This window comes from Rugamonas rubra (assembly GCF_900114705.1).
GTDB classification, from domain to species: Bacteria; Pseudomonadota; Gammaproteobacteria; order Burkholderiales; family Burkholderiaceae_D; genus Rugamonas; species Rugamonas rubra.
In genome coordinates, this window is sequence record NZ_FOTW01000019.1 from 82,471 (window position 1) to 95,782 (window position 13,312).

The following is a 13,312-nucleotide window of genomic DNA, read 5'->3' on the forward strand; positions in this document are numbered from 1 at the left end:
GGCATCAGCGGCGTTCGCGCTGCTGGTCGACGTCGTACGACCCCAATTACGCCATAGGCGCGCGCCTGTTGCGGCGGAGCGCCCCGACCAACATGCCCAAGCCCAGCACGAACATCGACGCCGTGCCCGGTTCCGGTACCGGGCTCGCGATGAAGGACAGGTTGTCGGCGTAGCCATCGTTGTCGTTCGAAGCGAGACGCTCCATCGACAGCCAGAACGACAGCTTGCTGGTGCCAGCAGGCATGATTCCGACGGACTCTCGGTAGTACAGGCCTGTCTGGTTGCCGCGATCTTGCGGGGTGACGGGGCCGATCGAGGCGTTTCCTAGCGCATTGTTCGCCGCATCGAGAAACTGCACAAAGAACAGTGCGTTGTCGCCCTGGGCGGCCCAGCCGCCGAGCCATCCGCTCAGGGAATAGGAACTGGTATGGGCCGTCGGCACGCCGAAGTCCAGGGTCTGAGAGCCCACTGCATACTGCCCGAGGCCGGCGAACATCTTTGTTCCGCGATCGACCGGGCCAGGCTGGGTGGGCAGCACCCAGTTGTTGCCATAGTCCACCGACTGGACCATGTCGTAACCCGTGTAGCCGGTCCAGCCGCTCACGCCTGCTTCGGCATCGCCGTTGACAATGAGGTTCTGACCGTAGATGACGTCAGCCTTGCCACTACACGCCACGGCGAACAAGGCCGCGGCAACGAAAAATTTGCACTTCATGAAAAGCTCCTTAAAAAAATCAAATGACGCGGTACTGGTCGAGTTGCGCTGCCCCGCGCATCGCCGGGTCACTGATCGACGGCAAGCCGTTTTCCAGATGGCCGGCGAAGCGGCGCAACCAGCCCGGCGAGCCAGCCACACGCAGGCTGTAGTCGTACCAGTTGGAACTCGATGCCAGGGGAAGCCGGACGGCGCTCCTCGAGCGTGCGACGACGCGCACTTCCAACGGCTTGTTCGCGTAATACTTGTTGGCGGTGAGTAAGAAGGTGCATGGCTGCGCGCCATTGTTGACCAGGTCAATGACCAGTTCGCCGGCGCTGCGTTCGGCGCGCAGGCTCATTTCCGGCCATGCGGCGTTGCCGTCACCGCGCACGTCCCCAACGATGTGGCGATGAAAGCCGTTCGGTCCCAGTACCCAGAGATCGTAGGCGGATGCGGTGTTCCAGCGGCCTTTGAGCTGTTTGCCAGGTTCGACCGTATAGCGGCGCGGGACCTGCTCCAACGCCAGGCGGTCGTACACATGAAACACCGCCCCGGCTTCGCCCAGGTTGTCGAATCTGAGCTCCACCTGGCCGCCTCCGAGCGGCACCTGTGCCTGCACCTGGAGTTCGTAGGGCAGGGCGCGTGCCGGACGCACGCCGGCGGCCTGGACGGGTGCCGTCAGGCTGGTCGGCGTTGCGGGTACCTTGGTGTTTGGCAGGCTCAGCGCCATCGAACGCCGCGCAGCCGTTTCCGGCAGCAGTTGCGTGAAGCCGTTGTCGTTCGGGTTGGCGAAGTCGAAACAGGACAACAGGTTGCCGCTCACCGCGCGGCGCCATGGGCTGATCAGCGGCTCGCGCACACCGAAACGCGCCTCGATGAAACGCACCACCGATGTGTGGTCGAAGACCTGCGAATTCACCCAGCCGCCCTTGGTCCACGGCGAGATGACGTACATCGGAACGCGCGGCCCGAGACCGTAGGGGCGATGGTGCGTACGTGCATCGGCGCCGTTGAGCACGTGATGGTACTCGCCGGTCGTGTCGACGGTCGAGGCACCGGCGAGCTGCGCCTGCGCCGGATTGCTGTTGTAACTCGTGTAGGCAGGGACCGCCGGCGGTGGCATGTGGTCGAAGAAGCCGTCGTTCTCGTCGAAGTTGATGAGCAGGACCGTCTTGCTCCAGCTCTCGGGATTGGCGGTCAGGGCGTCCAGCACGCGCGCGATGTAGTCGGCGCCCGACGCAGGACTCGAGGGACCCGGGTGTTCGGAGCCTTCGGCGGTCGCGACGACCCAGCTGACCTGTGGCAGGCGGTTGGCCAGCACGTCGGCCTTGAGCAGGTCGATGTCACGCGTCGTGGTGCCGCGATCGCGCAGGGATTGCGAATAGCCCGGCCGGCGATACCACGCGTTGCGGAAAGAGCGGAATCCCGCCAGCGAGTTGTCGGTGAAGTTGTCCGCCATGTTCTGGTAAACCTGCCAGCGGATACCGGCCGCTTCGAGTCGCTCCGGATAGGTGGTCCACAAGTAGTCGGTGGACATGTCCGGATTGAAGTCGTCGCGGCTGTTGTCAGTCGATGGGCCGCCTGCGGCCGCCAGGGGATCGTTGTGGCCGCTGAACAGAAACAGCCGGTTCGTGTTGGTACCGGTCTGGGTGGCGCAGTGGTAGTGGTCGCAGATGGTAAAGGCACGCGCGAGCGCGAACTGGAAGGGAATGTCGGCGTCGGCGTAATAGCCCATCGCGTGGTTCTGCTTGACCGTGCACCAGTCGTTCATACGTCCGTGGTCCCACGCCAGCTGGGCGTCGAGCCAGGCATGTGGCGTCCCGGCCACGCGCATGACTGGAAAGTTCTGCACCGTGTTGAGCCGGAACGGCGCGATGGCGCTGCCCTGGGGCCAGTTGGGCCGGCCAGGCACCGGCGCCCCTCCGACAGAGCGCTGCACGAAGACCGATTTGCGATTGAATAGATTTTGCCGGTCCATCACCGGAATCGGAAAGGGATCGCCGAATCCCCTGACCCCTTCCAGGGTGCCAAAGTAATGGTCGAAACTGCGGTTCTCCTGCGTCAGCACGACGATATGCTCAACATCTTGCAGGCTGCGAGTGCGCTGGTTGGCGGGGAGGGCCAGCGCCTTTTGGATGGACGGTGGAAAGGTCGCAAGCACGGCACTTGCGCCGGCCGACTTGCCCATTTTGCGGAGGAAGTCACGTCTGCTCATGCATGCACCGGCGTGCGTGCGAGCGCGAAATTGAAAGTATGCATTTGGTTGATCCAGGTCGATTGTCAGGGAAATATGAAAACTGAAGTCAGGCAAGGCAACAACTTACTCAACAATGATGAAATGTTGATGACATGGCATGCAATTTGATAGCAATTCACTTGTTTCGGTAACAATCCTGGCGACGCCTGCAGGCAGATGAGCGCCGAGCAATGGCGCTGGCTGGTGGCGGGCGTGGACTGGCAGCGCCTGTCGGCGCCGCCGCCGGCCGCATGGAAGTTGTAGGGGCTGTTAACCAAAGACGCCAAGCCGCATGGCTTGGCGCTCTGTTTGACACTGTCCTTGGTGGCCCGGGGGCGGAATCGAACCGCCGACGTAAGGATTTTCAATCAAGGCGTCGACGCTCGTCGGCTGTTGGGCGCGAGTTGTTGACATGCTTTTGATCGTGCAGCATGATTGCATGAAAGTATGGAGGCGATATGCTAAAGGAAGTTGGTGCCAGCGGCCAAATATCGCTGGGAAAGAAATATGCCGGCAAGTTGTTTGACGTCATCCTCCATCCCGGCGACAGATTCGAACTGATACCGGTCCGTATCGTGGCGACCGCGCCCCCCCAGGTGCCGCAGATTCTTCAAGTGCCTGATGGGTGGGTGCCCCCCGGAGGTTACAACGGTTGCACGCAATGGGCGCTGGACAACCGCGTCGCGCTGGAGCACTACGCACGCCAGAACGAGGAAGAGGGGACTGCCGCGGAACAGTTGCAGCGGTTTCTGGCTGAGCATCCGGAAATGTTAACTGGCGATCATGGCGAGATTTGACATATTCGTCAATCCGAACAAGGCGGCCCGCCATCGCCTGTACGTCGACGTGCAGAGTGATTTCGTTCGGCTCAACACGAGGTGGTGCATACCACTTTCTCACTATGTGCCGCCCAGAGCAATCGTGAATGGTGTGCAAGCCTTGATCGAGGTCGATCATCAAGAATATGTGATGGACACGCCCAACCTTCTGGCAGTGCCGGCGATTCTGTTGCGTCAGCAGGCGGGGCGGCTGTCAGCGAGCGATCAGTTGATCGCAGAGTCGTGCATTGAATTCATGCTACGCGGGTATTGAATGCTCCTGGATGTTGGGAATTTCTGTTCTGCAAACGAAAACGCCAACCTGCATGGGTTGGCGTTTTGTTTTTGACACTGTTCTTGGTGGCCCGGGGCGGAATCGAACCACCGACACAAGGATTTTCAATCCTCTGCTCTACCAACTGAGCTACCAGGCCAAGGAGCGAAATTATAACGGGCCAAGGCCGGGTTTGGCTAGTCCCCCGTGCAATTTGTTATTCCTGCAAGGAAATTCACTGATTGACACTATTGCATACCCGGTATAAATTTTGTCGCTTCGGCACGACACTCACACAAAGGAAGCGACATGAAACAAGCCAAGCGGTTGCTGGCGGGCGTGGTATTGAGCGGACTCGGCCTGTCCCAGCCGGCCGGCGCCGAGACGGCCGCGCTGACCCCGGCGCAGCGGCAGTTGCGCGAGATCTACCAGGAGCTGGTGGAGACCAACACCACCGACTCGGTCGGCTCCTGCACCAAGGCGGTCAGCAAGATGGCGGCGCGGCTCAAGCGGGGCGGCTACCGCGACAGCGACATGCAGATCCTGGCGCCGCCGGGCGCGCCGCAAAAGGGCAACCTGGTGGCGCGGCTGAAGGGCGACGGCAGCAAGAAGCCGCTGTTGCTGCTGGCCCACGTCGACGTGGTCGAGGCCAAGCGCGAGGACTGGACGCGCGACCCGTTCAAGCTGGTCGAGGAGAACGGCATGTTCTACGCCCGCGGCGCCGGCGACGACAAGGCGATGGCGGCGGTGTTCGTCGAGAACATGATCCGCTTCAAGCGCGAGAAGCTGGCCGCCAAGCGCGACCTGATCCTGGCGCTGACCTGCGACGAGGAGATCATCCCCTCGAAGTACGACGGCGTCGACTTCCTGCTCAAGCACCACCGCCCGCTGATCGACGCCGAGCTGGCCCTCAACGAGGGCGGCGGCGGCATGCTCGACAAGAACGACAAGCCGCTGCGCCACAGCGTGCAGGCCGGCGAGAAGATCTTCCAGAGCTTCCAGCTGGAGGTGACCAATCCGGGCGGCCACAGCTCGGTGCCGCCGCGCGACAACGCCATCGTCCGCCTGGCCGACGGCTTGTCGCGCCTGGGCAAGTTCGACTTCCCGTTCACCTTGTCGGACATCACGCGCAGCTACTACCAGCGCATGGCCAAGGTGGAGAGCGGCCAGATGGCGGCCGACATGCTGGCCATCCTCAACGATCCGCCGGACAGCGCCGCGCTGGCGCGCATGTACGCGGCCACGCCCTTCCACAACGCCCAGGTGCGCACCACCTGCGTCGCCACCATGCTCGACGGCGGCCACGCCAGCAACGCGCTGCCGCAGCGCGCCCGCGCCGTGGTCAACTGCCGCATCCTGCCGAGCGAGAACATCGAGCAGACCCGGCAGACCCTGCTGCGCGTGCTGGCCGACGAGAAGATCGCCGTCACGCCCATCGGCGTCGGCGTGGTCAGCCCGATCCCGCCGCTGACGCCGTCCTTCATGGCGGCGGTGGAGCAGATCAGCGAGGCGATGTGGCCGGGCGTGCCGGTGATCCCGACCATGTCGACCGGCGGCACCGACGGCCGCTTCCTCAACAACGCCGGCATCTGGACCTACGGCGTGAGCGGCATGTTCAGCGGCCCCGAGGGCAGCGGCGCGCACGGCTTGAACGAACACATCCGCGTCAAGTCGCTGTACGACGGCCAGGAGTTCCTGTATCGGCTGGGCAAGCGCATCGCCACGGAATAGGGCGACTCGTCGTCTTGTAATGTAAAACGGGGCGGCCCTGCAAAGGCCGCCCCGTTTTTTACTGGGACTCAAGGTGCCGGGGATGCCGGCAAACCCCGGCGGCGAAGAGCCAGGGTCAGACCCTGAGGGTCTGACCCTAGATTGTGCCGTTGGGGTTTGCAGGCGTTCCGCTGATCCGTGCGGACGCCTACTTCAGCGTGCGCTCAAACAACTGGTAGATGCGGCGGTACTCGTCGTACCAGCTCTCCGGCTGGACGAAGCCGTGCTTTTCCAGCGGATAGCTGGCCAGTTCCCAGTTGTCCTTCTTCAGCTCGATCAGGCGCTGCGCCATGCGCACCGAGTCCTGGTAGAACACGTTGTCGTCGACCATGCCGTGGGCGATCAGCAGGTTGCCGCGCAGCTTGTCGGCGTACTCGATCGGCGACGACTTCTTGTAGGCCTCCGGATCGAGGTCGGGCGTGTTGAGGATGTTCGAGGTGTAGCCGTGCTCGTAGGTGGTCCAGTCGGTCACCGGGCGCAGCGCGGCGCCGGACTTGAACAGCTCCGGCTCGCGCATCAGCGCCATGAAGGTCATGAAGCCGCCGTAGCTGCCGCCGTAGACGCCGACGTTCTTGACGTCGCCCTGGTGCTGGGCGACCAGCCAGTTGACGCCGTCGACATAGTCCTCCAGCTCCGGGTGGCCCATCTGGCGGTAGATCGCCGTGCGCCAGTTGCGCCCGTAGCCCTCGGAGGCGCGGTAGTCCATGTCGAGCACGATGTAGCCGCGCGCCACCAGCAGGTTGTGGAACATCTGCTCGCGGAAGTAGTTCGGGTAGCGTTGGCTGACGTTTTGCAGGTAGCCGGCGCCGTGGACGAACATCACGATCGGATACTTCTTGCCCTGCTCCAGCTTGGCCGGACGGTACAGCTTGGCCCAGACCGGGTCGGCGCCGTGGGTCGACGGCACGGCGACGATCTGCGGCTGTATCCATTCGCGCGCTTTGAAGGCGGCCGTGCGGGTGTCGCTCAGCACGCTGGCCTTGCCGCCGGCGGACGGCACGGTGGCCACCTGCGGCGGCAGGTAGCTGGTCGAGTAGCGCAGCAGCACCTTCTGGCCGTCGGGCGACAGGGAGAAGCTCTCCACGCCGCCCAGCGCGGTCACTTCGCGCAGCGCGCCGTCCTTGCTCGACACGGCGCACACCTCGTAGGTGCCGGGCAGCTTGGGGTTGCAGACGAAGTAGGCGCTGGCGCCGTCGGCGGTCCATTCGGGCCGCGAGGCTTCCCACTTGCCCTGGGTCAGGGCGCGCGTCTTGCCGTCGGCCGTTTGCGTGTACAGGTGGGAGTAGCCGCTTTCCTCGGACTGGAACCACAGCGTGCTGTTGTCGGGCAGCCAGCCGAAGTCGTTGCCGCGGTAGTTGATCCAGGCCGCGTCCGTCAGGTGGTGCAGTGGTTTGAGCTTGGCGCCGGCCAGGTCGACGCCGGCGATCCAGCGGTCCTTGTTGTCGAGCGAGCGGACCATCACGGCGACCTGCTTGCCGTCGCCGCTCCACTGGATGGTGCCGTCCTCGGGCTCGATGTGGACCGGGCGGCTGCCCTTCAGCGGCTCGAGCTTTTGCGCCGCGCGCAGCGCGGCCAGCGGGTCGGTGGCGATGCCGGGCAGGCCGTCGTAGGACAGCTCGGTGATGGCGCGGCTGCGCAGGTCGACCAGGTGCAGCTTTTGCGCCAGCGGACCGTCGCGGCCGACGCGCTTGCGCTGGTCGTCGTATTCCTCGTAGCCGGACTCGGTGACGTATTTGGCCAGCTTGCCGACGCGGCCGCTGTCGGCGCCCTTGACCGAGGTCACCACCAGCAGGTGGCGGCCGTCCGGCGACAGCGCGCTGCCGGCCAGCACGACCTTGTCGCCCAGGTAGATCGGCAGCGGCGCACGGGTGGCGTCGGCGGCGCGCTCCTGCTGGCCGCGCAGGCGGTTGGCGTCGCGTTCGTCCTTTTGCCGCGCCAGCGTGGCGATCAGGCGCAGCTGCAAGTCGCGCAGGCCGTTGGCGTCGGGCGCGGCGTCCGGGTCCTTGTCGGCGCGCAGCATGGCCAGCGGCGCCACCAGGCGCTCGGCGCGGCTCCAGCTGAACCAGTCGTTGCCGACGCGGAACTGGACGTGGGCGCCGTCGGCCGAGTACTGCGGCTCGGCGGCCGGCGTGTTGCCGCGCAGGATCTGGGTCAGCGCGCCGCTCTTCAGGTCGCGCTCGAACAGGTCGCCGTTGCGCAGCAGGATGGCGCGGCTGTGGTCGCGGTTGTAGACCGGGTTGGGGCTGTCGAGCTTGGCCAGCCGGCCGTCGTCGACCAGCTGGTTTAAGCCGGCGCCGGCGCCGGCCTGGTAGATGTCGCGCAGCGGCGAGCCGGCGCGTTTTTGCTTGAAGTAGACCTGGCGGCTGTCCCAGCCCCACCAGGCGGCCTCCACCGGGGTGCCGATCCAGTCGGGATGGGCCATCGCCTGGTCGAGCGTGATCGGGGTCTGCGCCGAGGCCGAGGCGGCCAGCAGGCTTGCTAACAGGGGAAGGGCAAAACGCATGGGTAGGGTCGCTTTGAAGATGGGTGAACGGGAGCGCGGGATCGCCGCGCGAGCCAGATTCTAGCCCATGTATGTCGCGAGGGAAACAATCGTTCTGTAACAGGGGCGCCGCTGGCGGCGCGCGGAATCGCCTCAGGAATGGGCGGCGTTGTCGGGGTGCTGGCGGCGCTGCGCGCTGTGGCCGCCCGGCATGGCGCGCATGGCCAGCAGCAGCAACAGGCCGGCCAGCAGGTACAGGCCGATCAGCACCTGCAGCATGGCGCCGGCCTGGCCGTGGGCGCGCAGCAGGCCGATCAGGGCCGGCCCGGCGGCGGCGCCGAGCATGCCGCAGCTGCTCAGCAGGGCCAGGCCGGCGGCCGCCCGCGCCGGCGCCAGGTACTCGGTCAGGATGGTGGTGAACAGCGGCGCGGCGGCGGCGGCGCCGAGGGCCGCCAGCGAGATGCCGGCCAGCGAGCGCGGCAGGTCGTTGTCGGCCGCCAGCACCAGGCCGAGGCCGCCGGCGGCCAGCAGCATGCAGGCGACGAAGTGCCAGCGCCGCTCGCGCCGGCGGTCGGAGTGGCGGCAGATCAGCAGCATGCCGGCGATGCCGGCCAGGTTGGGCAGCACGCTGTACAGGCCCAGCTGGAGCGGGTCGCGCAGGCCCCAGCCCTGCATCAGGGTGGGTAGCCAGAACACCAGCGCGTAGCCGGCGCCGCCGAGCACGAAGGTGGCCAGGGCCAGCAGATACAGCAGGCGGTCGCGCAGCAGCGCGGCCAGGGCGGCGCGGCCGGCGCCGGCGGCCGGCGCGGCGGCGGCCTGGTCGGGGTCGAGCTCCTGCTGCATCAGTTGCAGCTCGGCCGGACTGAGCCAGGCGGCGTCTTCCGGGCGGTCCGGCAGCCAGGCCCAGGCCAGCAGGCCGAGCAGCACGGCGGGCAGGCCCTGCAGCAGGAACAGCCATTGCCAGCCGAGCAGGCCGTGCCACTGGTCGAGGTAGCGCAGGACCAGGCCGCACAGCGGGCCGGCCAGGGTGCCCGAGAGCAGCACGGCGCTGCCGAACACGGCGATGGCGCGGCCGCGCCGGGCGGCCGGGAACCAGTAGGTCAGGTAGAGGATCGCGCCGGGGTAGAAGCCGGCCTCGAACAGGCCCAGCGTGAAGCGCAGCACATAGAACTGCAGCGGCGTGCGGACGAAGGCGCCGGCCGCCGCCGCCAGGCCCCAGCACAGCATGATGCGCAGCAGCGTCTGGCGCACGCCGACCCGCTCGAGCAGCAGGTTGCTGGGCACGGAAAAGAGGAAGTAGCCGAGGAAGAACAGGCCGGCGCCCCAGGCGTAGACCGGCTCGGCGAAGGGCAGCGTCTGTTTCATCTGCAACTGGGCGAAGCCCAGGTTGACCCGGTCCAGATAGGCCACCAGATGGCACAGCATCAGCAGCGGCAGCAGGTGCCAGCCGACCTTGCGGTAGATCGCGCCCATGCCGGCGGCGCCGCGCAGGTGTACGAGATTGCCGGGGCGGGCCATCAGAACGATGCTCCGGCGGCGAGGGCGGGGACGGTATGCAGGGAGACCTCCATGTTGCCGATATTAGCCGCACGATATTCAGCGCGCAAGCATTAGAATGGGCGGCGGGTATCGATACAACAACGCAGCAACACGGGCCGGCGTCGGCCGCCGCGCGGCGGCGCCGCCGCCTTCGCCGTTTCACCTATCCTGAGGGAACATAGATGAATCAAAGCAAGCAAGGAACCGAGGAAAAGTCCGGCCAAGTTCGCGCGCAGGGGGCGCGCAGGCGCTTGCTGCCGCGCCTGCTGGCGGGGCTGTTGGTGGCCGTGCTGGCGCTGGCCGGCGTGCTCGCTTTCAATACCCTGCGTAGCGAATCGCGCCAGTTGCGGGTGGCGCCGGCGCCACCGCTGGCGCTCGACGAGGCCGCCGCCGCCGGCCGCCTGGCCGCCGCGCTGCGCTGGCGCACCATCGCCAGCGCCAGCGACGCCGAGGCCAACGCCGACCAGTTCGCCGGCCTGCAGGCGCAACTGGCGCAGGCCTTCCCGCGCCTGCACGCCGCGCTCAAGCGCGAGGTGGTCGGCCACAGCCTGCTCTACACCTGGCAGGGCAGCGACGCCGCCGCCCAGCCGGCCCTGTGGATGGCGCACCAGGACGTGGTGCCGGTGGCGCCCGGCACCGAGGCCGACTGGCAGCAGCCGCCCTTCGACGGCGTGCTCAAGGACGGCTTCATCTGGGGCCGCGGCGCCTGGGACGACAAGGGCAGCCTGCTGGCGCAGATGGAGGCGGTCGAGACGCTGCTGGCGGCCGGCTTCGCGCCGCGCCAGACCCTGTACCTGGCCTACGGCGCCGACGAGGAGGTCGGCGGCGGCCGTGGCGCGGTGGCGCTGGCGGCGCTGCTCAAGTCGCGCGGCGTGCGGCTCGATTACGTGCTCGACGAGGGCATGCTGGTGACCGAGGGCATCCTGGCCGGGCTCGACAAGCCGGCCGCGCTGATCGGCGTGGCCGAGAAGGGCTATGTCAGCGTCGACCTGGCGCTGGCCACGGCGCCGGGCCACTCGTCGATGCCGCCGAGGGCCAGCGCGATCGGCATGCTCAGCACCGCGCTGGCGCGGCTCGAGCGCAACCAGCTGCCGGCCTCGATGGGCGGCATGGCGCAGGAGATGTTCGCCACCCTGGCGCCGGAGATGGGCGGCCTGCAGCGCGTCGCGCTGGCCAACCTGTGGCTGTTCGGCCCGCTGCTGCAGCGCCAGCTGGAGCAGAGCGCCAGCACCAACGCCATGCTGCGCAGCACCACCGCGCTGACCATCGTCCACGCCGGCAACAAGGACAACGTGCTGCCCGGCGTGGCCGACGCCACCGTCAACTTCCGCCTGCTGCCCGGCGACAGCGTGGCCGGCGTGCTCGAGCACGTGCGCCGCACCGTCGACAACGAGGCCATCCGGCTCAGCGTGCAGCCGGGCCAGTCCGAGCCGTCGGCCGTGTCGCGTACCGACACGCCGCAGTACCGCGCGCTCAACCGCACCGTGCGGCGGGTGTTCCCGGGCACGCTGGTGGTGCCGGGCCTGGTGCTGGGGGCGACCGACTCGCGCCACTTCGCCGCCCTCAGCGACAACATCTACAAGTTCTCGCCGGTGCGCGCCGGTCCGGCCGACCTGGCGCGCTTCCACGGCACCAACGAGCGCATCGCCGTCAAGAACTACCTGGAGATGATCGGTTTCTATTACGATCTGTTACAAAATGGCGGGGCCGAAACGCGCAGATAAGCGGCTTTGTGGGAATTGGAAAGAATCGCTCGGCTTCCCGATGGTTACTATTGAAATGTTTTGTGAATAATAACTTTAATATGGAAAGCGACCCCGATATGACCTCCACCGACATTCCCGTTTCCCTCGCGCCGCCGGCCGCCGTCGCCGACTTCCCGGTCACGATAGACTACTTCCTGCCGCATCCGTCGAACGCCAAGTATGTCGCCGGCACACCCGGCAACGACGTGCTCGACGGCGGCGACCTGCCCGAGTACTTCGCCGCCGGCGGCGGCTACGACCGCATCAACGGTGGCGGCGCGGTCGACACCGTGGAACTGCGCAACAGCCATGCCGTCTACACGCTGGCCGTCGGCAGCGGCGCCGGCAGCGAGATCGTCAGCTCGCGCGCCGTGGCCGGCGACGTCGTCGCCCTGCGCAACGTCGAGCGCCTGCAGTTCACCGACTGCACGGTGGCCCTGAACGCCGGCGGCGCCGCCGAGGAGCCGCTCGAGGCGGCCTATGTGGCGCTGGCGGAGACGCTGCACGTGGCCTACTACGGCCGGCCGGCCTACCACGGCACCCTGGAAGTCATGGCCGAGCACTTGAAGGCGCTGCATGCGCCGCTCGGCAGCACCGCCGATTTCCTCGCCGCCGCCAAGCCGGGCAGCGCGCTGGGCGGTATGCTCGACAGCCTGGCCGGCAGCGCCGAGTCGGCCGCCTTGTACCGGGGCGACAGCAGCCAGTTCGTCGGCGCGATTTATCAACAATTTCTGGGCCGGGCGGCCGACGCCGGCGGCCTGGCCTACTGGAGCGAGGCGATCGACTCGGGCCGGCTGAACCGTTCGGTGGCGGTCCTGAGCATCCTCGAAGGCGCCGAACGGCTGGGCGGCGACGACGCCGCGCTGGTGCACAACCGCGTCCTCGCCGCCATCAACTTCAACCTGGCGCAGGACACCGCCGGCGATTACTTCTCCTACGCCACGGGCAACTTCGTCGAACTGACCCGCGCCATGCTGGGCAAGGTCGACCAGCACACCAACGTGCTGGCCTTCGAGGGCACCGTGCTCGACACGCTGCAGAAGATCGTCGACGGGCCGCACAACATCGCGCATACGCAAGGGGCGGTGGAGCTGGTGGGCGTGGCTCAGGCGCCCTGGGCGATCTGATAGAAGCCGCTCTGCTGGCGCAGCGGCAGGGCGGCGTCGAGCCGGGCCTCCTTCTGGTCCTGCACCAGGAACATGCTGCCGATCTCGAACCAGTCGTCGCTGGAAATGACGCGCTGGGCCAGCGGCAGCAGCTCCTGCTCCTCCTTGTCGAGGCGCTTGAGCAGGTTGTGGCAGTACAGGTCGATGGTGCGGCAGAGGAACTTGCCCTGGGTGGCGCTGCGCCGCATGGCGCGGCGCAGGCATTTGCGCACGGCGCGCAGCATGGCGTTGCCCAGCCGGCTGAGCGATTCCAGGTCGGCCAGCAGCGGGCCGGCGTCGCGGCTGGCGTTGCGCACCGCCGGCATCAGGCAGGCCTCGACCTTGCGCTGGTGGCGCGCCTCGGCGAAGCGGGTCAGCTCGTTGAGCTGGGATTCGATGAACACAGGATCGATCTCCTGCGGTTTGCGGGCGATCGACTGCACGTGCTGCAGCAGACGCGAGATGAAGTGGCGTTCCTTCTTTTGTTCGATGGATAGTGTCAACAAGACATAGGTGGCAGTCAGCATAGCGGTTCCCGGATGTCGTCCAACTCGGATGCGCGGCATGCCCGTGCGCCTCCGTGAAAAATGCTTCACCTTAGCGCGC

The 13,312-nt window shown here is 66.8% G+C and carries 10 protein-coding genes and 1 tRNA gene; 5 read left to right on the forward strand and 6 right to left on the reverse strand.

Annotated features, from left to right (window positions below; genetic code table 11):
* Positions 1–46: 46 nt before the first annotated feature.
* Both BM252_RS19700 and BM252_RS19705 read right to left on the reverse strand, forming a co-directional pair.
* On the reverse strand, positions 47–715 hold the full coding sequence (locus BM252_RS19700) for a PEP-CTERM sorting domain-containing protein (protein ID WP_093389385.1): 669 nt from the start codon (positions 713–715) through the stop codon (positions 47–49).
* 19 nt (positions 716–734) lie between these two features.
* The gene (locus BM252_RS19705) at positions 735–2,912 is read right to left on the reverse strand and encodes a phosphocholine-specific phospholipase C (RefSeq protein WP_093389386.1); all 2,178 of its coding nucleotides are present in this window, start codon (positions 2,910–2,912) and stop codon (positions 735–737) included.
* A gap of 479 nt (positions 2,913–3,391) precedes the next feature.
* Between BM252_RS19705 and BM252_RS19715 the strand changes: the two genes are divergently transcribed.
* Together BM252_RS19715 and BM252_RS19720 are read left to right on the forward strand one after the other, a co-directional pair.
* On the forward strand, positions 3,392–3,730 hold the full coding sequence (locus BM252_RS19715) for a hypothetical protein (protein WP_093389387.1): 339 nt from the start codon (positions 3,392–3,394) through the stop codon (positions 3,728–3,730).
* The gene (locus tag BM252_RS19720) at positions 3,717–4,025 is read left to right on the forward strand and encodes a CcdB family protein (RefSeq protein WP_093389388.1); all 309 of its coding nucleotides are present in this window, start codon (positions 3,717–3,719) and stop codon (positions 4,023–4,025) included. The genes BM252_RS19715 and BM252_RS19720 overlap by 14 nt, the downstream gene beginning before the upstream one ends.
* Before the next feature lie 84 nt (positions 4,026–4,109).
* On the opposite strand, the gene BM252_RS19725 is transcribed toward BM252_RS19720, so the two are convergent.
* Positions 4,110–4,185 (reverse strand) — tRNA-Phe (locus BM252_RS19725).
* 149 nt (positions 4,186–4,334) lie between these two features.
* Between BM252_RS19725 and BM252_RS19730 the strand changes: the two genes are divergently transcribed.
* Complete coding sequence (locus tag BM252_RS19730) at positions 4,335–5,756, forward strand: M20/M25/M40 family metallo-hydrolase (protein ID WP_093389389.1); 1,422 nt, start codon at positions 4,335–4,337, stop codon at positions 5,754–5,756.
* A 187-nt stretch (positions 5,757–5,943) separates the two neighbouring features.
* Here BM252_RS19730 and BM252_RS19735 read toward each other — a convergent pair whose 3' ends face one another.
* Both BM252_RS19735 and BM252_RS19740 read right to left on the reverse strand, forming a co-directional pair.
* Entirely contained in the window at positions 5,944–8,298 is a 2,355-nt protein-coding gene (locus BM252_RS19735; protein WP_093389390.1) for a S9 family peptidase, read from the reverse strand.
* Between the two features lie 132 nt (positions 8,299–8,430).
* Entirely contained in the window at positions 8,431–9,795 is a 1,365-nt protein-coding gene (locus tag BM252_RS19740; protein WP_093389391.1) for an MFS transporter, read from the reverse strand.
* 203 nt (positions 9,796–9,998) lie between these two features.
* On the opposite strand from BM252_RS19740, the gene BM252_RS19745 reads away from it, so the two are divergent.
* Positions 9,999–11,540 carry a M20 family peptidase gene (locus tag BM252_RS19745; RefSeq protein WP_093389392.1) on the forward strand — a complete coding sequence of 514 codons (1,542 nt, stop codon included), beginning with the start codon at positions 9,999–10,001 and terminating at the stop codon, positions 11,538–11,540.
* A 98-nt stretch (positions 11,541–11,638) separates the two neighbouring features.
* On the forward strand, positions 11,639–12,688 hold the full coding sequence (locus BM252_RS19750) for a DUF4214 domain-containing protein (protein ID WP_174900591.1): 1,050 nt from the start codon (positions 11,639–11,641) through the stop codon (positions 12,686–12,688).
* On the opposite strand, the gene BM252_RS19755 is transcribed toward BM252_RS19750, so the two are convergent.
* Positions 12,667–13,233, reverse strand: a complete 567-nt coding sequence (locus tag BM252_RS19755) for a hemerythrin domain-containing protein (protein WP_245774348.1) — start codon at positions 13,231–13,233, stop codon at positions 12,667–12,669. The two genes, BM252_RS19750 and BM252_RS19755, sit on opposite strands and share 22 nt — an antisense overlap.
* Between the last annotated feature and the right edge of the window lie 79 nt (positions 13,234–13,312).

What these genes read in the sequence shown, in the direction of transcription:
- BM252_RS19700 (WP_093389385.1), bottom strand. Translation starts at nt 715, where the DNA reads ATGAAGTGCAAATTTTTCGTTGCCGCGGCCTTGTTCGCCGTGGCGTGT.
- BM252_RS19730 (WP_093389389.1), top strand. Translation starts at nt 4,335, where the DNA reads ATGAAACAAGCCAAGCGGTTGCTGGCGGGCGTGGTATTGAGCGGACTC.
- BM252_RS19755 (WP_245774348.1), bottom strand. Translation starts at nt 13,233, where the DNA reads ATGCTGACTGCCACCTATGTCTTGTTGACACTATCCATCGAACAAAAG.
- BM252_RS19740 (WP_093389391.1), bottom strand. Translation starts at nt 9,795, where the DNA reads ATGGCCCGCCCCGGCAATCTCGTACACCTGCGCGGCGCCGCCGGCATG.
- BM252_RS19750 (WP_174900591.1), top strand. Translation starts at nt 11,639, where the DNA reads ATGACCTCCACCGACATTCCCGTTTCCCTCGCGCCGCCGGCCGCCGTC.
- BM252_RS19720 (WP_093389388.1), top strand. Translation starts at nt 3,717, where the DNA reads ATGGCGAGATTTGACATATTCGTCAATCCGAACAAGGCGGCCCGCCAT.
- BM252_RS19705 (WP_093389386.1), bottom strand. Translation starts at nt 2,912, where the DNA reads ATGAGCAGACGTGACTTCCTCCGCAAAATGGGCAAGTCGGCCGGCGCA.
- BM252_RS19715 (WP_093389387.1), top strand. Translation starts at nt 3,392, where the DNA reads ATGCTAAAGGAAGTTGGTGCCAGCGGCCAAATATCGCTGGGAAAGAAA.
- BM252_RS19745 (WP_093389392.1), top strand. Translation starts at nt 9,999, where the DNA reads ATGAATCAAAGCAAGCAAGGAACCGAGGAAAAGTCCGGCCAAGTTCGC.
- BM252_RS19735 (WP_093389390.1), bottom strand. Translation starts at nt 8,298, where the DNA reads ATGCGTTTTGCCCTTCCCCTGTTAGCAAGCCTGCTGGCCGCCTCGGCC.